The following is a 23,511-nucleotide window of genomic DNA, read 5'->3' as shown; positions in this document are numbered from 1 at the left end:
GCAGTTCAATATGAGAAATGATCCCTGCGAAAAATTGATCTGTGGATGGCATCGCTGTCACCCCAGCGATGCTATTTAAGTATGGTATTACCTGTGCCGCCAAAATAGTGATAGATAGTTTCAATTGAAGTAAACATGCGCATGTCATTTTTAGTGATCTTGCTCACGGTATTGGCGTGATGATTTGTGTTAATTATATTTGTGTGGTAGCGAAGTAGGGGGTGTGAAATGTCAGCACTAGAGAAACTGGTTTCTGAATATTGCCATACCAGCCTGGACTTTGTGGCATCCACGGTTGCTTTTATGGAAAGCCAAAAGAAGAACATTGATGTTGATGAAGTTGAGGCCAGCCTTTCGTTGGACGAACGAGACTATTTCCACGAAAGATTAGCGCATTACAGGGGCATATACCGGCCTTTGTAACAGTGCCTCAATGCTAAATAAGCCGCCTAAGGGCGGCTTATTCGATCATGATATGCCATTCTCACCAAGCAAATCGGTGATTACGCTTGGTGGCGAGGATCACACTTGATGCTTTAAAAAGAGCAGTTACCTCACTTCTTACAACCAACGCCATTTCCTCAAGACTTTCATTGGTAATCACTGAAATAAGTGCCAGCCTGTTGGCGGTAACGGCTTGAACCACAGAAAATAGAGATATTTACTGCTCAAAAAACATTCAAGTAAGCTAAGGTTAATACAGGCCATACACTGACTGTGGAGCCTGGTATGTACCATAAAATAGACGGCAGCGAATACCAACGTATCTTCGTGGTTGGAGATATTCATGGCTGCTATAAAAAACTGATGGATGCCTTGGAACGTGTTCAGTTTGAGCGTTCGACTGATTTACTGGTCTCTGTCGGAGACTTGGCTGATCGGGGTTTGCAGAATATTGAATGTTACGAACTGCTTAATAGCCGCTGGTTTCATGCGGTGCGTGGTAATCATGAACAGATGGCAATTGATGTGTTAGCGGGTGGAGAGGTTGACACTTGGATAGCAAATGGTGGGCGATGGTTTTTTTTACTAGATGTAAGTAATAAACATCTGGTAGAACAACTCATTAGGCGGGCAGAACAATTACCTTTAATTATTGAGGTTAACACTGACCAGGCGAAATATGTTGTTGCTCATGCTGATTATCCTTCAGATGAATATGTCTACGGCAAAGCTGTTAGTGAGCAATTAGTGCTCTGGAACCGTAAGCGTCTTAACGCATCGATGAAAGGGGAAAACCACGAAATTGTAGGGGCAGATAAATTTATCTTCGGTCATACACCGCTGGTGAAACCCTCACTATTTAAAAATCAGCTTTATATCGATACCGGTGCGGTATTTGGCAATACGCTAACCGTGATTCAAATCCAGTAGCCGGTCAACCCCACTGCTGCCTTCTTAACGACCTCAAGACGAGATACAACCAGGCATAATCAAAAGCTCTGGCTGGCCTATTATCACGTTTGGTCGGCCAGCCGATAGCAATTAAAATGAGATAAAGCGGGATGTGTACTTATTGAGTAATAGGATACGCGACAATAATACAGAAGCAGCAAACACTGACAGTAGTAACGTAAATCTCAGCGTGACGTCGGATAAGTTATATGCACTGGCAATGAAATAGAAAATTCCATCATGCAGTATATACACCCCGATCATTGAGGGGCTGATATAGGCCAATGTTTTCTTTATCCATTGGTGTTTAGTGTCAAAGTTATCAAATATGACAAATAAACATAAACTTAGTATTAAAACGTGTAAGTTATCAAGGAAATAACCTGCATTCACTGTTTTATATACATGTATCGACATAAAACTTTCGTAAAAATACATTGAGATTGCTGTTGGCAGCAGCAGCACTTTAGCGATGAGACGCACTCTCGGTAACTTGGTTATTTTCTGGCACATCTTTGAGCAGAGGAACCTACCGGTTATATAATAGAAAACCCAAGTCCATAATCTAAAATATTGTGGGAAATCAATTAAATATGGCCTTTCAGTGAAGGCGCTGATCAGATCGATCGTAATCGAGAAAATAACCAGACACGAAAGGGTTATGATGGCCGTTCTGTTGCTTTTCAAAACCTTCGAGATTATCGGGTTAAGCAGATAAATAATGGCAATGCTGAACAAAAGCCAACTTTGTAGGAAATACCCTCGTTTGAAGCCATCCTCATTGATAAAATAGAAAAGGACGTTCCAAAAGATAATAATCGTTATTATAGATTTTAATTTACTGAGGATATCCTTTTGATCTATCTCATCATTAGAGTCGATATAACCGATGATCATGAAAAATAATGGGGTAGCAATAATCGATAAAAAGTATAGAACACTCATTACTTCGCCGCCTAAAAAACACTGGTCAGTACAGGTTTTACTTGCAGAGTAGAAAGTAACGGCAGAAAAGCAGCTTAACGTTTTTAGGGCATGTAAACCGACGTTTCTCATAAAGTAGTTTGACTTAAAATAAGGTTAAATGAGAGATGCAGCTTCATAGGGTGTATGGTTTGCATCAGAACCTTCCTATTCAGACTACTAATATTTTTACATTTTTGCATACAATCTGAATGCTGTCACGTTTGGCAAACTGAAACAAAAATAAGGAAATATTCCACAGAGAAACAGACGTTTCCTACACCCTCCGGTGTTGACATCCTATATCGCTCTCCTTTCCCCTATGTTCTACTAACAAGTAGGAAAGTATATCGCGTTATCTATTTGATTTATAATGATATTTATTTCATTGCAAACAGATATGAGTTAACCATTCATGGGGTGCTGAAGCGCTAACGGGTGTGGCCAATATGATAAGCTGTATGATAGTCGATAACGATAAATATCAAACACTGGGTATGGTAACTGTCGTAAAAAAAATATTTGCATCGTTAGGTTTTAAAAAAGAGATTAAATTCTATCGAAAAGCATTTTATTCAGCAGATGTGATTTTTATTGGTGTTGATGAATTCAGCTTTTTCGAAGCGCTGAAACGTTTGGATAAGGCTCCTTCTGAAGCCGATGTTTTTTTGATTTGTGATGCCAGACTGAATAGCTTTTTACAAGGTATTCCTAGGTTCAGCAATGTAACCATGATCTTCAGAGAAGATTCGGTTGATACAGTAATCAACAAGATTACCTCTGTATTTAAACGAAAACTGCGCGGACTTAAAGAGAATCTGGTCGAACGTAAAGTTACCAAGGTGTTGGGGCTGGCATCATCAGAGCGGCAATATTTGACGCCAAATGAAAATATTGTGTTGAAACTATTTAATGAAGGTTTTTCAGGCGGCGATATCGCCAGAATTTTGAAGAAAAGTGAGAAGACAGTTAGCGGACAAAAACGTTCTGCTATGAAGAAGCTAGGTGCTCGTACTGACGTTGAGTTGATTAAAATGTTTATGTTCAAGTAGTTAATGAAAATAATCTGATTTTTTATTATTTCTAGCGTCAACACCAGAGGATATCAAAGGGATTTTCTTGCGTTAGCGGGCAGGGATGCCAGCATCTAACTTTCCGGGTAGACCGGACAGCCCCAAAGGCATTTGGGGCTGCTTGAGGGTGCTGATATCCCCTAGTTTCAAGAGAAATAGAATCAGTATTAAATACTCTTCAATTTAGCAACCGTACTCTCGATATCAACCTCATGTTCAGAAAACGTATAAGTTACATTCTGGAATGTCGTAATTGATAACATTTTCAATGGCACGGTTTTTTCTGAAATATCTTCTTCCTGCGGCCGGATTTTGTTCATCAGTAAATTTACTGAAAGTATAGTATTAGCCTTGTCTACCTCGGCCTGTGCAGGGACTTCTTTAGTAAAAGTATTGAATGACTTGATGCTGGTGAGTTTGATTCTCTCGTTAGCAATGAATATGTATTTACTCTCGATTGCTACTTTTACCGCAAATGCCGACAACCCTTTGGTATTGGTTGTTGGCTCAAAGGTAACCTCGGCCCCTTTTTTGATCATCTCGGGATTAGCAACTTTAATAACGTGAAAATAACGGTTATCTCCGTTCTCATCGGTGATAAAACCAAAGCCTTTATCTTCAAAAAAAGTTGTTATTCTACCGTTCATCATGCATCTCATATTAGCGTATCCAATGGCTAAGTATAATACAGGTGAATAGCGTTCAGATACAGCCTGTCAGTTCGCTGAGGCGTTTATCAGCGCCATAATGGTGAACTACAAAAGCAAAAAAATGTGGTTTTCTGTGCTAGAAACAGAGCCAAAAAACGGCGTTTTTCACTTTTTCTCTTCTTTTTGTGATCTCGGCTGTGGACAAAAAACGGTTCTATTGCTGTACTGTAGTTGACACACTATTTGTGTCCAACATTCACGTAAAGGTAAGTTTGATGTCTAAGATTAAAGGTAGCGTTAAGTGGTTCAATGAGTCCAAAGGTTTCGGCTTCATTACCCCAGAAGATGGCAGCAAGGACGTTTTCGTTCATTTCTCAGCCATCGCTAGCAATGGTTTCAAAACTCTTGCTGAAGGCCAGCGTGTAGAATTTGAAATCACGAACGGTGCCAAAGGCCCATCTGCTGCTAATGTTATCGCTATCTAAGTAGCCCATATTTGTTAAAACCCGCCTCTATAGGCGGGTTTTTTATGGGTATTACCAATAAGGTAAAAAGAGGGCTTTTGTTGAACGACACGACACAACTCGTTGTTTTACAATCAACAAAAGTAGAATTGAGAGAAGTAACACATCAAAGTTAGAACAGATAGGCTTTGAGAAACATCACGGTGATGACCAGGCAAAAAATAACTGTTAGCCACTCAGCCCGTTTTTTTGGTAATCCAAACATAGTGTTATCCAGCACATCAGTCACCACCATCGGCTAACTGTTCTCTGGCAAATGATTATCCGGTTCGTAGATTAAGAAAACATTAAGACGATACCACCCGACCCGTGACTTTCTTTATCTTGCACGTTTCCGGGCAATATAATGGACTACCCGGAAAGTTAAACTATTTATAGTTACTCGCTATTATTGCCCCGCGAAGTGATTGACCAATATAAAGGCCAGCATCGTCATCGCAAGTGACCCGGCCAGATTAAGTAAAACAGTCCCCGCCGCCCATGCCAGCTTACCTTCCTGAATGAGATAAACCACTTCCACAGAGAAGGTGGAAAATGTCGTTAGACCACCACAAAAACCTGTCGTAATCAGAAGCTTCCATACGGGATCAATATGTGCAATGCGGGTAAACAGCGCCAATGTCAGACCAATGATAAAAGCACCTATCAGGTTTACCAGCAGTGTTCCCACGGGGACATGGGGTGATAAGCTGTTTAGCTTCATACTGACCAGCCAGCGAGCAACGCTGCCCACGCCACCACCAATAAATACTGCGAGTAATGTATTAAACATAAATACCTTTCATTATGGATACCCATCGTGCGGGGTAGTTGGTCATTATTAATGGGCTTTTCAGAAAGGCTTAGGCGCAATACTACGCACCTTAATGAAAAGGTTACGTAGACATCATCAGCCTTGAAGGGCGGTTATGGAGGAATGTCATCTCCAGAGCTTACGAATCAATAATACACTGACTTTTTACATCATGAAATCTATTGGGAATAGTTTTTAACTGGCCAGCTCAATACGATTACGACCATTATCTTTTGCCTGGTACAGTGCGGAGTCAGCCGCTTTCAACCATTGCTGATAATTAATCATGTCGTGCCTGTAATCAGCAATGCCAGCACTTACTCTAAGTTGCAGCGTGGGGGCTTGCGTAAAGGCTAATTCAGCTAGTTTTTCTTGAATTCGCGTTAATACTTCGCGGGTTTGTTCGGCGGTGGTATTGGGCAAAATAGCACCGAACTCGTCGCCACCATAGCGACCGACAATATCAATGGCCCGCAGCCCTAATAATAACTCCTCAGCAAGAACCGTAATGGCTTCATCGCCGACGGCATGGCCAAAGGTGTCATTTATGGCTTTGAAGTTATCAATATCAAGTAAAATGAGTGTTGCGCCGTGCTGATAGCGCCGGCAACTGTCAAATTGATTATGTAACTGGTGTTCCCAATGTCTGCGGTTATACAAACCAGTTAACCCATCTCTTACACTAATACGTAATAGCTCTTCTTTGTTTTCGGCCAAACGCTTTGCAGTTCGATAGGTTACTAATCCGAGTAGGGAAGGGTAGATAATTATCATCGGCAAACAAGCATAAACCTGAATGGGGGAAGTTTCAGGTTCAAAGGGCAAGTTAAATATCCATGCAGTCAATAAGCTACAGGAGATTTGCAAGGCTAAACCTTTGCAAAAAATGTTCTTACCCCCGGAAGCAATATTATTCATACTCATCATGGATAGAATAACAATGGATGGCAAAGCATTGAACGACATTATTGCCACCCAGACGCCACCCAACGCAGAGTCTATTTTCATGTTGATTATTTCTTGCTCAAACGGTTGTTCAGACCGCAACGCCAGCAAGAATGCAATATGTGGCCATATCAACCCATTAATAGCTAGCATCAGCCATAGCCATAATGGGGAATGCTGTGTGTAGAGCACTGAGCCTACACAAAACATACCTACACCTAAGCCAAATGCTCGAGGTAAATAAGTTCTTTTAGCAAAACTTAACCCTGACCGACGGGTGTTTATTCTACTTGAATAAGGCAATTGGCGGCTCCCTCTTTCTTTTTGCTTTGGGGGGATGTTAACGGCAATGTCTCATCCGGAATGAGTCAAAATAAGTGATAATAGACTCTGAGTAATCATAGTTCACTAACGAAATCTGTTACATATTACTGTTGTTTTAATCGGTAATTTATTCGTAAATAGGCCATTATTTAACAATATCCAACGTCATTGGCGTTGTCGCTCGCGAGTGAATCCCACCATTCTGACTCATGTGAGTGATTCAGGGCGTGAGATGTGCTCACATTGGCGCAATATCCAGTAAGAAGGATATATTCATTGTTTAATGAACAGAGCTAATCAAGAAGGTGAGTATGGAAGGTATCAGTATTACCAAATTGTTGGTAGTCGGCATATTGATTGTGTTGTTGTTTGGAACCAGCAAATTGCGCACGTTGGGCGCGGATCTGGGGGCTGCCCTGAAAGGCTTTAAAAAGGCTATGGGTAATGATGATGCACCTGCGGCGGCGCCTGTTGCTGAAGCTAAAACGGCCGTTGAAACCAAAACAACACCACCAATTGAGCATAAGGACTGATTGCCCTCGCTCGATATAACCGGTATTCCGGTGAAAGCGGCAGGATGAAAATTCTTTAACTTAGCTATTATCAGCAAACTTATTATGTCTGATAACAGAAAACGGATCTCCAGTGGAAATCCGTTTTTGCTTGTCTGGCATTTAAGGTGTAACTAAATATTTCATAAAATTGGCCTGAAAGTCTCATCAGGCCAATTTATTTATTTTACTTCCAACCCTTTTGCTTGCAGATCGGCATGATAAGAAGAGCGAACAAACGGGCCACAAGCAGCGTGGGTAAAGCCCATTGCCATAGCTTCTGCTTTCATTTCGTCAAACTCAGCCGGGCTGACGTAGCGCTGCACGGGTAAATGGTGGCGGCTTGGTTGCAAATATTGCCCTAGAGTCAGCATGGTTACTCCATGGCGGCGCAGATCATGCATAACCTCAACGATTTCAGCATTGGTTTCCCCCAAGCCAACCATCAAACCTGATTTAGTCGGAATATCAGGATGAGCCTCTTTAAAGCGCTCAAGTAATTTAAGCGACCACTCATAGTTAGCCCCAGGTCGCACTTGGCGATACACCCGTGGTACGTTTTCCAGATTATGGTTAAACACATCCGGTGGGGTGACAGTCAAAATATCTAACGCGCGATCCATACGGCCACGGAAGTCAGGCACCAATGTTTCAATTTTTATGGTCGGATTTTTGGCTCGAATGGCTGCGATACAATCTGCAAAATGTTGAGCGCCACCATCGCGTAAGTCATCACGGTCAACCGAGGTGATAACCACATAGCGCAATCCCATATCTTTGATTGTTTGAGCCAGCTTTTCTGGCTCATTGGCATCAGGTGTAACCGGACGACCATGGGCAACGTCACAGAATGGGCAGCGGCGGGTACAAATTGCGCCGAGGATCATAAAGGTCGCCGTTCCGTGGTTGAAGCACTCTGACAAGTTAGGGCAGGATGCCTCTTCGCAAACCGAGTGCAGACCGTTTTTACGCATTGCTGCCTTGATACCCTGAATGCGGCTGGAGTCAGCGGGTAGCTTGATTTTCATCCATTCGGGTTTACGTAACAGTTCCTGACGTTCGGTAACCACGGTTTTAATCGGGATTAACGCCATTTTATCTGCGTCGCGGTATTTTACGCCACGTTCCATCTGAATCGGTTTACTCATAATCGTGCAGGTTCCAGTTCTGAATCTCTCAATTTGAGATTTTTCATTAAATTCAACGTGATATGGCTTGCGTTAAAAATTTTTTGAAAATTGTTTAAAAATTATATCATCATTACCCTATCCTATTCAGCCCCCAATTACGTGGGCTATCTTAAAAGAGTCAGGGCATTCACGATTTCAATTGGCTAACTTAGGATACGTCAGATGATAAATAGTCTGCCAGTGACCATGGCTGCTGTTCCGCTTGCGGATAGCCCAATTGGCGGGTAAATTCGCGCACCAAGATTGGCTGGATATCAGCAACAGTTGTCCCTGTTTTTAAGGCACTGACTTGGGTCATTTGCATGCCAGCATAACCGCATGGGTTTATGCGTTGGAACGGCTCCAGGTCCATATCGATATTCAAGGCCAGCCCGTGAAACGAGCAACCTCTACGGATGCGTAATCCCAACGAGCATATTTTCTGCTGGCCGACATAGACACCGGGGGCATCTGGGCGGGCTTGTGAGTCAATAGCAAAATGAGCCAATGTCTGAATCACGGTATTCTCAATCGCGGTAACCAATTGCCGCACGCCAATTTTGGCACGCTTGAGGTCAATCATGACATACATGACTTGCTGGCCGGGGCCATGATAGGTGACCTGACCGCCTCTATCACTTTGGATAACCGGAATATCACCGGGCATCAGCACATGTTCGGCTTTTCCCGCCTGACCTTGAGTGAAAACGTGCTGATGCTCAACCAGCCAGATTTCATCTGGAGTGGCGTCAGTACGGAACTCAGTGAAATTATGCATAGCTTGAGATACGGGGGCATAGGGTTGTAGCCCTAGCTGACGTAAAATGATCTTGTGTTGTTGCAAGCGAGGCATCATCTGGTTACAGAAATGGTGGCGTCAGTATACCAGCCCAGCGATGTGGGGCTACTATTTTGACATTTAAAAAAGCAGGTTTGCGGTTCAACCATGGGGTTAAAAGGCAAAATAAGGCCCAGAGCGTGAATAACCGCTCCGGGCCATAATAAGGCGGGCTTGGTACAAATTAGGTATCTTGCTCGTAGGCAATATGGACTTAACTCGATGGTCCTAACTATATGGTCTTAACTACAGTACCATTCGCACCAGTTCAAGGTCGGCCAGCTCTTTATACAGGATTTCCACTTGATCAATATGGGTGGCTGTAATGGTGATGGAGACGGAGTGAAAGTTGCCTTTGCTGCTCGGTTTTACCTGCGGGGTATAATCACCCGGAGCATGGCGCTGTACCACTTCTACCACCTGGTTTACCAACTGTGGTTCTGCAATGCCCATTACCTTGTAGGTAAAAGAACAAGGGAACTCAAGCAGTTCGTTCAGTTTAGTTTTCATGTGCGCTCCTGGGGTGTTGACGGACAGATTACTGCCGGATAGGTGCTAGGATAAAGAAAGAATTATCCGACCTTAAAATTATAACTCCCGCCGGGGCGGGAGTTTCAGATTATTTATAATATGGGGATAGTCTGCTGATTTTCAAGCCCGCCAACTAACCGAACCAGCGGTGGAACATCAGTTTGATGTAGTCCACCATGCGACTAAAGAATCCGCCTTCTTTAACTTCATTCATCACCACTAATGGGCGCTGATCGATAGTTTTGCCATCTAACTGGAAGTTAATCATGCCAACAACCTGATTCTTCGCCAGTGGCGCATGAATCTCTGGGGTATTCAGTACATAGCTGGCTTTCAGGTCTTTCATACGGCCACGTGGAATAGTCAGGTAGACGTCTTTATCAACACCCAACTGCACTCGGTCACTGTCGCCGAACCAGACTGGCTCTGACGCAAACTCTTTACCCACTTTCAATGGTGCGACAGTTTCAAAGAAACGGAAGCCCCAGGTCAGTAATTTTTTACTCTCGGTTTCACGGCCTTTATAGGTGTGACCGCCCAGCACGGCTGAGATCAAACGCATTTGACCATCGGTAGCGGAGGCCACCAGATTGTAGCCAGCAGCATCGGTATGACCGGTTTTAATACCATCAACATTCAAACTGGTATCCCACAGTAAACCGTTACGGTTCATCTGACGGATATTGTTGAAGGTGAATTCTTTCTCTTTGTAAATGGCATACTCATCCGGTACATCGCGAATCAGTGCTTGACCAATCAGCGCCATATCGCGCGCAGAGCTGTACTGGCCTTCAGCATCTAAACCGTGAACTGTTTTGAACTGGGTATTTTGCAGGCCCAGTGCTTTAACGTAGTTGTTCATCAGGTTGACGAATGAGTCCTGGCTGCCAGCAACATAATCAGCCATCGCGACACAGGCGTCATTACCGGATTGCAGATTGATACCCCGAGTCAGTTTAGAAACCGGTACACGGTCACCGGGTTTCAAAAACATCAACGAAGAGCCTTTGAATTCTGGATTGCCGGTTGCCCAGGCATCTTTCCCCACGGTAACCATATCTTCTGGCCCGATTTTGCCTGCTTTGATTGCTTGGCCGATAACATAACTGGTCATCATTTTGGTCAAGCTGGCCGGATTACGACGCGCATCAGCATTCATTTCTGCCAATACTTTGCCGGAGTTGTAATCAATCAGCACATACGCTTCTGAGTCGATCTGTGGCACGCCGGGGATCATGGTTTTCAGATTGACGTCATCAGCGTTTGCAGCAGACGCTGTGCTCATAACAATAACAGTGCTGAGCGCCAGGCTCTTGATAATGCGAGAAGTAGTTACATATTTCATGATCAGGACAACAACATCCGTGGGAGTAAGTTAAGAAAGTGCCACACTATACCATACCCTCACTTACTTAACGTTGTAGCGGCGTTAGCGGCACTCACTCATCCGAATCACATGTTCATCGGGATGCATTCATTTGCGGCCTTGCTGCAACGCCAATAAATTTGGCTATACACCTGTGTGGCGTTTATTGGTTTCACCGTAACATCCTGTTTGCACAAGGGGTTACGGTTATTTTTATCTGACAGACCTTAAATTGCTACAAGGTATGTATGTTTTAAGGCGCCGCGACCACAAATGATTGCTGCTGAGCTTCGCTCGATAGGCGCTGTTGCAGTTCTACGGCTTGTTGGCGGCTACTGAATGGCCCAAGTTGGACACGATGCACGCTACCATTGGTGTCTACTTTACCCGGGACCCCAAAACGTTGGCTCAGGCTTTGCTGCCAAGTTTGTGCCCGTTGAGCATCACTCAACGCACCGACCTGAACCACATAACCACCAGAGGTCGCAGCACCTGTTGTTGCTACTGATGAGGTCACGGGACCTGGGTTGGCAACAACCGGTGGTGTCACCGGCCCTGCACCCAGAGTGGATACAGAATCCACGGCAGGTTCTGAGCTTTCCAACACGCCAGCCGGTACCGGAGTCGATGCCCTCAGGAAGCCGCTACTTTGTGGCGCGACCGGTTGAGTGGCATCCGCACCAGACAAATTACTGTTAGCGATAGGGCGCACTGGCGCACTTACTGCGGGCGCATCCTGTTGCACTGGCGTCCCCATCCCGCTGGAGGTCAAGTCCGGGCGGCTTGGTAAGGCATAACTTTGCTTGGCAATGGTGGTACCGACCATACCTGGGCCTGACAGCGAGCCATCAGGTGCGACATTGATAAAATCAATTTTCACTTTGGTATTATTCGAAATATTCAGGCGATCAGCGGCCGCTTTGGATAAATCAATTACTCGCCCAGGGGTATACGGGCCACGGTCATTCACGCGCACCACAATCTGGCGGCCATTACTGACATTGGTGACGCGCACATAACTTGGAATGGGCAAAGTAGGGTGGGCGGCGGTCAATGCATTAGGATCGAACGTTTCGCCAGTGGCGGTTGTATTGCCGTTAGCTTCTTCGCCATACCAAGCGGCAAGACCCACCTGAGTGAAGTTTTGTGGATCTTTAATAATGCTGTAAGACTGGCCATTGGCTTTATAATCCTGATTAAAATTAGGATTAAAGGGTTCATAGCGCGGTTCTGCCCCGCCAATCTCTTCAACCGGGCCGTTGTACGTCTGTTGCACCTGTTGCTGGGGTGCCGGAGGCTGACTGGTACATGCTGATAACAGCACGCCTGCGATGCCTATCCAAAGCCATTCCTTACGCATTGCTCACCTCTATAAATTCTTCGATAACATTTTGCGATGAGTATGTATCGACATCACGATACCAAACCCGGCCATCAGAACTATCAGTGCCGAGCCTCCATAGCTGACCAAAGGCAAAGGTACGCCAACCACAGGTAAAATTCCACTGACCATACCTATGTTAACAAACACATATACAAATAGTATCAGCATTAATCCTCCTACCATCACTCGGCCGAAGGTGGTTTGTGCGTGGGCGGCAATCACCAAACCACGCATAATGAGACAGAGATAAAGCGCTAATAGTACCAGCACGCCAATTAAACCTAGCTCCTCTGCCAGTACGGCAAAGATAAAATCAGTATGGCGTTCCGGTAAAAACTCCAGTTGTGACTGAGTTCCGTGTAGCCAGCCTTTCCCTGATAAGCCACCTGAGCCGATGGCGATTTTTGATTGGATAATATGATAACCGGCGCCGAGCGGATCACTTTCCGGGTCCAGCAGCATCATCACGCGGTCGCGCTGATAGCCGTGCATCAGGAAGAACCACAATATCGGGATAAATGCAGCGACCAATACGGCGGCAATAGCGATTAAACGCCAACTCATACCGGAGAGAAACAGTACGAACAGGCCAGAGGCCGCAATCAGGATAGAGGTACCCAAATCGGGCTGAGCGGCTACTAATAAGGTGGGCATAAAGATTAAAATTAGCGCAATACCGGTGTTTTTCAATGAGGGCGGACAGACGTCACGGTTCATAAAGCGAGCCACCATCAGCGGAACCGCAATTTTAGCAATTTCAGAAGGTTGAAAGCGGATAAAACCCAAGTCCAGCCAGCGCTGTGCACCTTTACTTATTTGGCCAAAGGCATCAACCAATACCAACAAAATTACGCACACGAAATAGAGGTAGGGTGCCCAGTTTTCATAGACGCGCGGCGGTATCTGCGCCATAACCAGCATGACAATCAGGCCCATCGCGATTTGGCCAACTTTGCGTTCCATCATGCCGATATCTTGCCCGCTGGCGCTCCACATCACAAAGGCGCTATAAGCCAACAGCGCCAGGATGCAAATCAAAAACGGCAGATCGATGTGCATTTTGTACCACAAAGAGCCTTTTTGTTGATTATCAGTCATGAGTTACCTTAGTCCACTTCAATTAATCTGCTTCAACACCTGGAGGCAGAGGGGCCGCATCCGGTAATTCAGTATTGTTATCACCCAACAAAATGTGGTCGAGAATTTGGCGAGTAATGGTCCCCACCGCAGGCCCGGCACCCCCATTTTCTAAAATCATGGCGACAGATACCGTTGGATTTTCGTAGGGCGCAAACGCAACCATCAATTTATGGTCGCGTAAGTGTTCTGCCACTTTATGGGCATTATAGGTTTCATAGCTATACACTTGGGCGGTACCGGATTTTGCCGCTGCTTTATAAGGTGTACCTTCAAAAAACTTACGCCCCGTTCCGTTCGGACGGTTGGCTACACCATACATGCCATCTTTAGCAATTTCCCAATAACCGGAATGTATATCACCAATTTGCGTGCGATCTTCTTGTTGATAGGGGACTAACTCTCCATTAATCCGGGTGCTTTGTAGCAGATGTGGCGTTTTAACCGCGCCATCATTAATCAGCGTCATTAACGCTTTTGCCATCTGGATTGGGGTGGCGGTCCAATACCCTTGGCCGATACCCACCGGAATGGTATCCCCTTGGTACCACGGTTTTTTGTGGCGTTTTTGTTTCCACTCACGGGTCGGCATCAGGCCCGCGCGCTCTTCGGATAGATCGATACCAGTATATTCACCGTAGCCGAATTTACTCATCCATGAGGACAAACGATCAATCCCCATGTCATAGGAAACCTGATAGAAGAAGGTATCCGCCGACTCTTCCAGCGCCTTGGTGACATTCAACCGACCATGACCCCATTTTTTCCAGTCGCGAAAGCGTTTTTCTGAGCCAGGCAGTTGCCACCAGCCAGGGTCAAACAAGCTGGTATTTTTGGTGATAACCCCGGCACTCAGGGCGGAAACGGCAATATAGGGTTTTACTGTAGACGCAGGGGGGTAGACACCCTGGGTGGCACGGTTAATCAGCGGGCGGTCAGGATCGTTCAACAACCCCTGATAATCTTTGCTGGAGATCCCATCGACAAATAGGTTCGGGTCATAACTTGGGTTCGATACCAAGGCTAAGATAGCGCCGGTGCGTGGGTCCGTGACCACCACTGCGGCGCGGCTGCCACTCAGCAGTTTTTCAATATAGGTTTGCAGATGTAAATCAAGCGTCAGGTAAATATCTTTACCGGCCTGCGGCGGCTGCTCATGTAGCTGGCGGATCACCCGGCCACGGTTATTGACTTCAACTTCTTCATAACCGGTTTTGCCGTGTAATACGGATTCATAATAGCGCTCAATACCCAGTTTGCCGATATCGTGGGTTGCGGCATAGTTAGCCAGAATGCCTTCTTTATCCAACCGTTCGACATCTTTATCGTTAATTTTCGATACATAACCGATAACGTGAGTCAGGGCCGAACCATAGGGATAGAAACGGCGTTGATAGCCTTTGACTTCAATACCGGGGAAGCGGAATTGGTTAACGGCGAAACGGGCGACCTGCACCTCGGTAAGGGGGGTCTTAACGGCAATGGAGGTAAAGCGGCGTGAGCGCTTACGCTCTTTTTCAAAATTAGCGATATCCTCATCCGTCAGATCCACTATCGGGCGTAGTGCATTGAGTGTCGCGGGGAGGTCTTCGATTTTTTCCGGCATCAATTCTAATTGATAAATGGTCCGGTTCATCGCCAACGGGGTGCCGTTGCGATCAAATATCATACCGCGGCTAGGAGCGATAGGGACCAGCTTAATGCGGTTTTCATTGGAACGGGTGCGATAGTCTTCGAAACGCACTATCTGCAAATTGTACAAGTTTACAGTCAATATTCCGCTTAGCAGCAGGATACCGAGGAAAGCCACAAGGGCGCGGCGGACAAACAAGGCTGATTCAGCTGAATAGTCGCGAAAAGGGTTAGGTTCTTTTTTCATCCCGCAGCTACTTCATCTTGTCCAAAACCAACACGTTACTCAAAGCCATCACTTTACTCAGGTTCATCGCCGCTTATTCCCGATGATAAGGGTGATTGGTCGTAATACTCCAGGCGCGATAGAGGCTTTCAGCCACTAAAACACGCACTAAAGGATGGGGTAGCGTAAGCACAGAGAGCGACCAGCTCTGCTCTGCGGCAGCTTTACAGGCTGGGGCTAATCCCTCCGGCCCGCCAATCAGCAGACTGACATCACGGCCGTCCTGCTTCCAGCGTTCTAATTGCTGAGCCAATTGTGGAGTTTCCCAGGGAGTGCCTGGGATATCCAGCGTGACAATGCGGTTATTCTTGCCAACCGCCGCCAGCATCAGTTCGCCTTCTTTTTCCAAAATGCGTTTAATATCCGCATTTTTGCCCCGCTTACCGGCCGGTATTTCTACCAGCTCGAAGGGCATATCTTTGGGAAAGCGGCGCAGGTAATCCATGAAACCTGTCTGCACCCAGTCTGGCATTTTGGTGCCGACAGCCACCAGTTGCAGTTTCACCGCTTAGCTCCAGAGTTTTTCCAGTTCATACAGACGGCGGCTTTCTTCTTGCATGACATGCACAATGATTTCGCCTAAATCCACAACAACCCAGTCAGACACACCCTGGCCTTCTACGCCCAGCGGTATCATGCCTGCCACACGGGATTCCTGCACCAGATTGTCTGCCAGCGCCATAACATGGCGGGTAGAAGTCCCGGTACAGATGATCATGTAATCAGTGATGCTGGACTTACCCTGAACATCCAAAGTGATAATGTCCTGGCCTTTCAAGTCATCGAGCTTGTCGATAACAAATTCTTGGAGCGCTTTACCTTGCAAAGGTTCCCCCTCGGGTGATTTCTGTCCATACCCTTCGTCCTTGAAGTTGCTGGGGTGTTAGCTGCACTTTCTCACCCGAATCACTTACTCATGTAAGCTTATCGGGATTCGTGCGCTGGCTGGCTACCTGCAACGTCAAGTTCTTTGGGTATTAACGTTCTTCCGTATTGTTTGCAGGAGTTCCCACGAACAGTTACCGGTATGAACAGTTAGAATGTAACGGTTTTTCAGCGAATACCTGAAATTTAGCGGCGGAGTATAACATGGGTGAATGCGTCGCGATATAAACCCTCAGTTCCTCAACCGCGATATAAACCTTGTAACTCAATATATCGCTGGACAGCACGCGGCAGCAGGTCATCGCAGCTCTCACCATTATGACGCCGATGACGAATATCGGTAGCTGAAATATTCAATAAAGGTGTATCAGCCAGATAGATTAACCCTTGTGGTTGCAGGTTTAATGCTTGCGGATCCAAGACCCGTCGCTCATCAAGCCATTGTTGTAACTCAGGTGTTTCCAGCGTTTGTGAGTAACCAGGGCGGGCGCAAACCAGCAAATGGCACACATCCAATATCGATTGCCAGCGATGCCATTTATGCAGCGATAATAATGAATCCTGCCCAATGATAAACGCTAACGGCAGTTCAGCACCACGTTCTTTACGCAGTGATTCCAGGGTATCAATGGTGAATGAGGGGGTATCGCGTAATAACTCCCGCGAGTCGACGCTGAACAGCGGGTTACCGGCTACCGCCAGTTCCACCATTTTCAGCCGTTGCTGTGCATTGGCCTCGGGTTGTGGGCGGTGAGGTGGGACATTATTGGGTAATAAAATAATATGTTGCAGACCCACTTGTTGAGCCAATGCTTCAACCGGCGTCAAGTGGCCGTAATGAATGGGGTCAAAGGTACCGCCGAACAGGGCATGTAGGGCGCGAGTCGGGGATTTATTGGGCATCAAAAAAGCTCTCAGGTAATATTTTGCCACACATCAGCATAGATAGCGTTTCTAATTCAGGCCAGATTGACTGACCATAATCCTGTTTCAAGCGAACTTCTATCTGTGCCAGCAAATGAACGGCTTGTTGCAATTGTGGCAGCGAAAGGCGTTGCAGAGCCTGCGTCATCATGGGCCGGCGATTTTGCCACACTTTTAACTGATCAAATAGCGTACGCAGTGGCACCTGATCCATGCAGCGCTTCAACGTTAGCAGCAAGAGCAGTTCTCGCTGTAAGGTGCGCAGCAAAATAACCGGTTCACTCTCTTCCTGCTGCAATTGTTGCAGGATATGCCAGGCGCGTTTGCTCTTCCCAGCTATTAGGGCATCGAGCCAGTGGTAAGGGGTGAAATGCGCAGCATCGTTGACCGCTTGCTCAACTTTAGGCAGCGTCAGTTTACCGTCAGGGTAGAGCAACGATAACCGTTCCAAAGCTTGTGATAGCGCCAGCAGATTGCCTTCGTAGCAGTAACAAAGCAGTTGAATGGCGGGGTCATCGACCTCCAGATTCAGGCTTTTAGCCCGTGTACTGACCCAACGTGGCAGTTGTGCCTGCTCCGGCGTTTGGCAACTGACAAATACGCTATTGCTACCGAGTGCTTTAAACCAGGCACTGTTTTCTTGTGCTTTGGTTAGTTTATTTGCGCGCAAAATCAATAAAATATCTGAATGTAACAGGCCCGATAACTTAACCAATTGTTCGTTCATTGGTGCCGTTAAACCACTGTCAGGGAAGCTCAGCGTCAATGTCTGGCGGCTGGCAAATAGACTGAGTGCCTGACAAAGACTAAAGATATTGTCCCACTCGGTATGAGTATCCAGCGCAAAACTGAAATGTTCGGTGAAATCATGCTCTATTGCTACCCGACGAATGTGGTCCTGACTTTCTTGTAACAGCAATGGCTCATTGCCGCATAACAGATAGCAAGCGCGCAGCCCCTCATGGAGCTGCGCGACAAGTTGTTCAGGATAGACTCGGATCATTGGGCCGGGGTACTGACTGCGGGTTTGCCAATATTGATTTCTTTAGTTTCTGCCATCTTGGCGGCGCCTGTTGCTGTATTATTGCCAACCGGCTTGTCACCATTTTCTTGCGCATTTTTGACTTCTGCAGCATGTACGGTCAGAAGCTGACGTACTAACTGCTGAGCGGCTTGTTCACGCATTTCCTGACGGAGAACCTGAGCTTCAGCATCTTTGGCGAGCGCTGTTAACGGGTTATCGAAGAATGTGCGGAAGATATTAACCCGTAATGGGTAAATATCATGGCCCGGTATCAATACCTGCGCCTGCACATGCAACACTAACTGATACTCCGCCGTTACCCCATTGCGGAAGATTGACACGGTATCCTGATTTTCTGATGAACCAAGGATCCGCAAGGCGGGTAAGTCTTTACGCATCGGGTCATCAACAATGGTGACATTGCTTAAACGCAACTGTTGACGTACAGCTCGGGTTAACGGGCCATAAGGGTCACTACTTTCCAGCAACAGTTTTTGCAGTTCAGGTGGCACCTGAGTGGTGCCTCGCAGATTAAAGCCACAGCCAGCGGTGACCAGCACCGCTAACCCCAGCAACAATGTCAGAATACGATGTCGCACAACTCCTCCTTGTCTTAACCTACAACCAGGTTAAGCAGTTTGCCAGGGACGTAGATTACTTTACGCACAGTAACCCCATCCAGGTATTTAGCCACCAGGTGCTCTTGACCAGCGCGTTCGCGAACTTGCTGTTCAGTGGCATCGGCAGGCACAGTAATTCTGCCACGCACTTTACCATTAACCTGTACGACTACTAATTTAGAGTCTTCGACCATCGCCTGTTCATCAGCAATTGGCCATGGTGCGGTATCGATATCACCTTCACCACCCAGAGCTTGCCACAAACTGAAGCAAACGTGCGGGGTGAATGGATAAAGCATACGTACCACTGCCAGTAATGCTTCTTGCAGCAGAGCACGATCTTGCTCAGTTTCCTGAGGTGCACGGCCCAGCTTGTTCATCAACTCCATCACCGCAGCGATGGCGGTGTTGAAGGTTTGACGGCGGCCCACGTCATCAGTGACTTTGGCAATCGTTTTGTGCAGATCACGACGCAGTGATTTTTGCTCTTCCGTCAGGCTGGCAATATCCAGCGGCGCAGTTGCACCTTTGGCAGTGCTTTCAAACACCAGACGCCAGACACGTTTTAAGAAGCGGTTAGCCCCTTCAACGCCAGACTCCTGCCATTCCAACGTCATTTCTGCCGGCGATGCAAACATCATAAACAGGCGCACAGTATCGGCACCGTATTTTTCTACCATAACTTGCGGGTCGATACCGTTGTTTTTCGATTTCGACATTTTGCTCATACCGGCATACACCAGTTCATGGCCTTGCGCGTCGGTCGCTTTAACAATCCGCCCTTTCTCATCACGCTCGACAATAGCATCAGCCGGTGAAACCCAGATACGTTCACCGCTGGTACCGGTGTAGTAGAAGGCGTCAGCCAATACCATGCCTTGGCACAACAGACGTTTGGCTGGTTCGTCGGAGTTCACCAGACCGGCATCACGCAGTAGTTTGTGGAAGAAACGGAAATACATCAGGTGCATGATGGCGTGTTCAATACCGCCTACATACTGATCAACCGGCAGCCAGTAGTTGGCGGCGGCAGGGTCCAGCATGCCCTCGTCAAATTGTGGGCAGGTGTAGCGTGCGTAATACCAAGATGATTCCATAAAGGTATCGAAAGTATCAGTTTCACGCAGGCCCGGCATCCCGTTAACGGTGGTTTTCGCCCACTCAGGATTAGCCTTGATCGGGCTGGTAATACCGTCCATTACAACATCTTCTGGCAGGATAACCGGCAGTTGGTCTTCTGGTGTTGGCACGACGGTGCCATCTTCCAATGTCACCATTGGGATAGGCGCACCCCAATAACGCTGACGTGATACACCCCAATCGCGCAGGCGATAATTCACTTTACGCTGGCCAACACCGAGAGCCACCAGCTTGTCAGCAATGGCATTAAAGCCCGCTTCATAATCCAGACCATCGAACTCGCCGGAGTTGAACAGGGTGCCTTTTTCGGTCATGGCTTCCTGACTCAAATCAGGCTCGCTACCGTCAGCGGCTAAAATAACTGGCTTGATTGGCAGGTGGTATTTGGTGGCAAATTCCCAGTCACGGGCATCGTGGCCTGGAACCGCCATTACCGCGCCGGTACCGTAATCCATCAAGACAAAGTTAGCGGCCCAGATAGCCAGCTTCTCACCTGTCAGTGGATGGATGGCGTATAGGCCGGTCGCCATGCCTTTTTTCTCCATCGTTGCCATTTCAGCTTCGGCAACTTTGGTATTGCGACATTCAGCCACAAAATCAGCTAGCGCCGGGTTGGTGGCAGCTGCTTGCAGTGACAATGGGTGACCGGCAGCAACCGCCACATAGGTCACACCCATAAAGGTGTCTGGGCGGGTGGTATAAACTGACAGTTTTTCTTCGCTATCTTGCACGTCGAAAACGATATCAACCCCTTCGGAGCGGCCAATCCAGTTGCGTTGCATGGTTTTCACCTGCTCTGGCCAGCTTTCCAGCGTGTCGAGATCATTAAGCAACTGATCAGCGTAATCGGTGATTTTAATAAACCACTGCGGGATCTCTTTGCGTTCAACTTTGGTATCACAACGCCAACAGCAGCCGTCGATTACCTGTTCGTTGGCTAACACGGTCATATCTTGTGGACACCAGTTAACCGCAGAGGTCTTTTTGTAGACCATACCTTTTTCATACAACTTGGTGAAGAACCACTGTTCCCAACGGTAATAGTCAGGTTTACAGGTGGCAATCTCGCGATCCCAGTCGTAACCGAAGCCCAGTAGTTTCAACTGGTTCTTCATATATTCGATGTTGTCGTAAGTCCATGGGGCCGGTGCGGTGTTATTTTTAACTGCTGCACCTTCTGCCGGCAGGCCAAACGCATCCCAGCCAATCGGCTGTAGGACGTTCTTGCCCAGCATACGTTGGTAGCGTGAGATAACATCACCAATGGTGTAGTTACGAACGTGCCCCATATGTAGGCGTCCTGAAGGGTATGGCAGCATAGATAGGCAGTAATATTTTTCTTTGCTGGTATCTTCAGTGACTTTAAATGTTTGCTTCTCTTGCCAGTGAAGCTGTACTTGCGTTTCGATATCTTCTGGGCGGTATTGCTCTTGCATGGCGGCCAGTGGTCCTATAGTGAAAAACAGCTACGCCTGTAGCATCATCTGTTTCATATCATAAAGAGAGATCCGCATAGCATAGCTGATAAGCGGCAGGCGCAACAACACTCAGCATCCCGCAGAACGGTTTTTCTGCGCGGTGAATGGCAGAAATCATCAAAGTGGGGGAGTAACAACCTTATGATGACGTGACTTCAGTCATTTACGGCTAAAATAATAAACGTTAGCTTTAATATCAGAGTAAGTACCAGCAGACAACAGCAGCGGGGCAACCATAAGCAGGCGAGAGATTGGCTCTATCACTATTTTCTTTGTAACAACCTTTGCTGTACCACAATCGCGGATCGAGGAGACAGTATGAACAAGGTAGCTCAATATTATCGTGAGTTGGTGGCATCACTGACAGAACGCTTGAAAAATGGTGAACGTGATATCGATAAGCTGGTGGAAAGCGCCGAGCAGCGGTTAGACGCAGTAGAAGAGTTGAGCCGGAGTGAGGTTGAGCAAATCATTCAGGCGGTGCGCCGCGATCTGGAGGAGTTTGCCCGTAGTTATGAAGAGAGTAAGGACGAATTCACTGATAGTGTATTTATGCGGGTGATTAAAGAGAGCCTGTGGCAGGAGCTGGCGGATATCACTGATAAAACACAGCTAGAGTGGCGTGAAGTGTTTAAAGATGTCAGCCACCATGGGGTGTATCACAGTGGTGAGGTGGTTGGATTAGGGAATCTGGTGTGTGAAAAGTGCCACCATCGCCTGGCTTTCTATACCCCTGAAGTGTTGCCGCTCTGCCCTAAGTGTGGGCATGACCAATTTAACCGCCGGCCATTCCAGCCCTAACATTAATTTGGGCTAAAAAGAGACACTCCGCAGTGGCGGAGTGTCATTCGATTATTCGCTGTAGCGGGCAACCCGTTCAACCAGCAAATCAATAAATCCTTTCCTGTCGATACCCATCAACACTTCTGCATTAGGCACATTATCTGTGAGCTGGTAATAATCGACCACCGTCATGCCTTGGGTGTATTCACCACGCGTTTCGATGCCGACCCAGCGTTCAATGCTAGTGAATAACTCGGGGGCCAATAACCAGGCAATGGTGCAAGGGTCATGTAGCGGGGCACCTTGAAAACCCCAGCGTTCCTGGCGGTGATACAGCATGAAGAAGTCCAGTAAGCCTGCTACCACGTCGGCGACCGGATTATTCAACTGACGAATGCGATCGATATCTTCATCCATTACTTGCGCCTGATGGGTCACATCCAACCCGGCCATAGTAAGCGGAATACCTGATTTAAATACCCGATCAGCGGCCTCAGGGTCGACAAAAATATTAAATTCAGCAGCGGCGGTCCAGTTTCCTAGCATCACGGCCCCCCCCATGATGACTATACGCTCTATTTTGGCCGTCAGAGCGCCATGACCGGCCAGCAGCAAGGCAATGTTAGTCAATGGGCCTGTAGCCACAAGGGTCACCGGATGAGGGCTGGCACGCAATATTCTCGCCATTAGCTCCACCGCATTGTCAGTTTGCGGGGCAAAATCTGGATCCGGTAATGAGGGGCCATCTAACCCGCTTTCACCGTGAACATTGTCGGCAATAATCAATTCGCGCAGTAATGGTTTGAGTGCGCCGCCTGCCACCGGGATATCCTGACGCTTGAGCAGTGTCAGAATGCGCAGGGCATTACGCAAAGTTTTGTCGGGAGTTTGGTTACCGGCACAAGTGGTAACCGCTGCTACGTTGAGTTCGGGGGAGGCCAACGCCAGAATCAATGCAATAGCATCGTCATGGCCGGGGTCGCAATCAATGATAATAGAGCGGGGCATCACTTTTCCTCTTGTTAGTCACAGTGTTAACCAGAGGATGCGCACAAAAAAACGGATAAGCAATCACGCAGGGCGTAAAAAGAGAACA

At 47.0% G+C, this 23,511-nt stretch carries 24 protein-coding genes; 6 read left to right on the top strand and 18 right to left on the bottom strand.

Features of this window, described 5'->3' with window-relative positions:
* Window positions 1-228 precede the first annotated feature (228 nt).
* Together A6J66_010220 and A6J66_010215 are read left to right on the top strand one after the other, a co-directional pair.
* The gene (locus A6J66_010220; GenBank protein ID PNM24528.1) at window positions 229-423 is read left to right on the top strand and encodes a glycogen synthase; all 195 of its coding nucleotides are present in this window, start codon (window positions 229-231) and stop codon (window positions 421-423) included.
* Window positions 424-729: 306 nt separating this feature from the next.
* Window positions 730-1,374 (top strand): serine/threonine-protein phosphatase, encoded by a 645-nt coding sequence (locus A6J66_010215; GenBank protein ID PNM24527.1) that lies wholly within the window; start codon window positions 730-732, stop codon window positions 1,372-1,374.
* A 111-nt stretch (window positions 1,375-1,485) separates the two neighbouring features.
* Here the strand turns inward: A6J66_010215 and A6J66_010210 are convergent, their stop codons facing one another.
* Complete coding sequence (locus tag A6J66_010210; GenBank protein ID PNM24526.1) at window positions 1,486-2,451, bottom strand: hypothetical protein; 966 nt, start codon at window positions 2,449-2,451, stop codon at window positions 1,486-1,488.
* A gap of 368 nt (window positions 2,452-2,819) precedes the next feature.
* Between A6J66_010210 and A6J66_010205 the strand changes: the two genes are divergently transcribed.
* On the top strand, window positions 2,820-3,410 hold the full coding sequence (locus tag A6J66_010205) for a helix-turn-helix transcriptional regulator (GenBank protein PNM24525.1): 591 nt from the start codon (window positions 2,820-2,822) through the stop codon (window positions 3,408-3,410).
* Between the two features lie 188 nt (window positions 3,411-3,598).
* Here A6J66_010205 and A6J66_010200 read toward each other — a convergent pair whose 3' ends face one another.
* Entirely contained in the window at window positions 3,599-4,078 is a 480-nt protein-coding gene (locus A6J66_010200; protein ID PNM24524.1) for a cold shock domain-containing protein, read from the bottom strand.
* A 278-nt stretch (window positions 4,079-4,356) separates the two neighbouring features.
* Between A6J66_010200 and A6J66_010195 the strand changes: the two genes are divergently transcribed.
* Window positions 4,357-4,566, top strand: coding sequence for a cold-shock protein (locus A6J66_010195; protein ID PNM24523.1), 210 nt, complete (start codon window positions 4,357-4,359; stop codon window positions 4,564-4,566).
* Window positions 4,567-4,993: 427 nt separating this feature from the next.
* On the opposite strand, the gene A6J66_010190 is transcribed toward A6J66_010195, so the two are convergent.
* A complete protein-coding gene (locus tag A6J66_010190; GenBank protein ID PNM24522.1) occupies window positions 4,994-5,377 on the bottom strand; it encodes a fluoride efflux transporter CrcB in 384 nt (127 codons plus the stop codon).
* A 216-nt stretch (window positions 5,378-5,593) separates the two neighbouring features.
* Window positions 5,594-6,646: a diguanylate cyclase AdrA gene (adrA, locus tag A6J66_010185; protein ID PNM24521.1), complete on the bottom strand. Its 1,053-nt coding sequence runs from the start codon at window positions 6,644-6,646 to the stop codon at window positions 5,594-5,596.
* Between the two features lie 332 nt (window positions 6,647-6,978).
* Between adrA and A6J66_010180 the strand changes: the two genes are divergently transcribed.
* Window positions 6,979-7,200, top strand: coding sequence for a twin-arginine translocase subunit TatE (locus A6J66_010180; protein ID PNM24520.1), 222 nt, complete (start codon window positions 6,979-6,981; stop codon window positions 7,198-7,200).
* A gap of 200 nt (window positions 7,201-7,400) precedes the next feature.
* On the opposite strand, the gene lipA is transcribed toward A6J66_010180, so the two are convergent.
* The 13 genes from lipA to leuS all read right to left on the bottom strand — a co-directional run bounded on the left by lipA (window position 7,401) and on the right by leuS (window position 21,590).
* The gene (gene lipA / locus A6J66_010175) at window positions 7,401-8,366 is read right to left on the bottom strand and encodes a lipoyl synthase (GenBank protein ID PNM24519.1); all 966 of its coding nucleotides are present in this window, start codon (window positions 8,364-8,366) and stop codon (window positions 7,401-7,403) included.
* A 190-nt stretch (window positions 8,367-8,556) separates the two neighbouring features.
* Window positions 8,557-9,243 (bottom strand): lipoyl(octanoyl) transferase LipB, encoded by a 687-nt coding sequence (locus tag A6J66_010170; protein PNM24518.1) that lies wholly within the window; start codon window positions 9,241-9,243, stop codon window positions 8,557-8,559.
* A 228-nt stretch (window positions 9,244-9,471) separates the two neighbouring features.
* The gene (locus tag A6J66_010165; protein ID PNM24517.1) at window positions 9,472-9,735 is read right to left on the bottom strand and encodes a hypothetical protein; all 264 of its coding nucleotides are present in this window, start codon (window positions 9,733-9,735) and stop codon (window positions 9,472-9,474) included.
* A gap of 154 nt (window positions 9,736-9,889) precedes the next feature.
* The gene (locus A6J66_010160; GenBank protein PNM24516.1) at window positions 9,890-11,101 is read right to left on the bottom strand and encodes a serine-type D-Ala-D-Ala carboxypeptidase; all 1,212 of its coding nucleotides are present in this window, start codon (window positions 11,099-11,101) and stop codon (window positions 9,890-9,892) included.
* Between the two features lie 274 nt (window positions 11,102-11,375).
* On the bottom strand, window positions 11,376-12,482 hold the full coding sequence (locus A6J66_010155) for an endolytic peptidoglycan transglycosylase RlpA (protein ID PNM24515.1): 1,107 nt from the start codon (window positions 12,480-12,482) through the stop codon (window positions 11,376-11,378).
* Window positions 12,483-12,491: 9 nt separating this feature from the next.
* The gene (locus A6J66_010150; GenBank protein PNM24514.1) at window positions 12,492-13,604 is read right to left on the bottom strand and encodes a rod shape-determining protein RodA; all 1,113 of its coding nucleotides are present in this window, start codon (window positions 13,602-13,604) and stop codon (window positions 12,492-12,494) included.
* A gap of 22 nt (window positions 13,605-13,626) precedes the next feature.
* Complete coding sequence (locus tag A6J66_010145) at window positions 13,627-15,522, bottom strand: penicillin-binding protein 2 (GenBank protein ID PNM24513.1); 1,896 nt, start codon at window positions 15,520-15,522, stop codon at window positions 13,627-13,629.
* 73 nt (window positions 15,523-15,595) lie between these two features.
* A complete protein-coding gene (locus A6J66_010140; GenBank protein PNM24512.1) occupies window positions 15,596-16,066 on the bottom strand; it encodes a 23S rRNA (pseudouridine(1915)-N(3))-methyltransferase RlmH in 471 nt (156 codons plus the stop codon).
* A 3-nt stretch (window positions 16,067-16,069) separates the two neighbouring features.
* Window positions 16,070-16,387, bottom strand: a complete 318-nt coding sequence (locus tag A6J66_010135) for a ribosome silencing factor (protein ID PNM24511.1) — start codon at window positions 16,385-16,387, stop codon at window positions 16,070-16,072.
* A 299-nt stretch (window positions 16,388-16,686) separates the two neighbouring features.
* On the bottom strand, window positions 16,687-17,349 hold the full coding sequence (locus A6J66_010130) for a nicotinate-nucleotide adenylyltransferase (GenBank protein ID PNM24510.1): 663 nt from the start codon (window positions 17,347-17,349) through the stop codon (window positions 16,687-16,689).
* Window positions 17,339-18,373: a DNA polymerase III subunit delta gene (locus A6J66_010125; protein PNM24509.1), complete on the bottom strand. Its 1,035-nt coding sequence runs from the start codon at window positions 18,371-18,373 to the stop codon at window positions 17,339-17,341. The genes A6J66_010130 and A6J66_010125 overlap by 11 nt, the downstream gene beginning before the upstream one ends.
* Window positions 18,370-18,993, bottom strand: coding sequence for an LPS assembly lipoprotein LptE (locus A6J66_010120; GenBank protein ID PNM24508.1), 624 nt, complete (start codon window positions 18,991-18,993; stop codon window positions 18,370-18,372). The genes A6J66_010125 and A6J66_010120 overlap by 4 nt, the downstream gene beginning before the upstream one ends.
* A 14-nt stretch (window positions 18,994-19,007) precedes the next feature.
* Window positions 19,008-21,590 (bottom strand): leucine--tRNA ligase, encoded by a 2,583-nt coding sequence (leuS, locus tag A6J66_010115; protein PNM24507.1) that lies wholly within the window; start codon window positions 21,588-21,590, stop codon window positions 19,008-19,010.
* 360 nt (window positions 21,591-21,950) lie between these two features.
* On the opposite strand from leuS, the gene A6J66_010110 reads away from it, so the two are divergent.
* A complete protein-coding gene (locus A6J66_010110) occupies window positions 21,951-22,433 on the top strand; it encodes a hypothetical protein (protein PNM24506.1) in 483 nt (160 codons plus the stop codon).
* Window positions 22,434-22,484: 51 nt separating this feature from the next.
* On the opposite strand, the gene A6J66_010105 is transcribed toward A6J66_010110, so the two are convergent.
* Window positions 22,485-23,423, bottom strand: coding sequence for a pyrimidine-specific ribonucleoside hydrolase RihA (locus tag A6J66_010105; protein ID PNM24505.1), 939 nt, complete (start codon window positions 23,421-23,423; stop codon window positions 22,485-22,487).
* Window positions 23,424-23,511 lie beyond the last annotated feature (88 nt).

It is taken from the genome of Yersinia enterocolitica (assembly GCA_002082245.2).
Classification (GTDB): Bacteria; Pseudomonadota; Gammaproteobacteria; order Enterobacterales; family Enterobacteriaceae; genus Yersinia; species Yersinia enterocolitica_E.
Note: the sequence above shows the minus strand (reverse complement) of the source record. Positions and strands in the feature narration are given on the sequence as shown.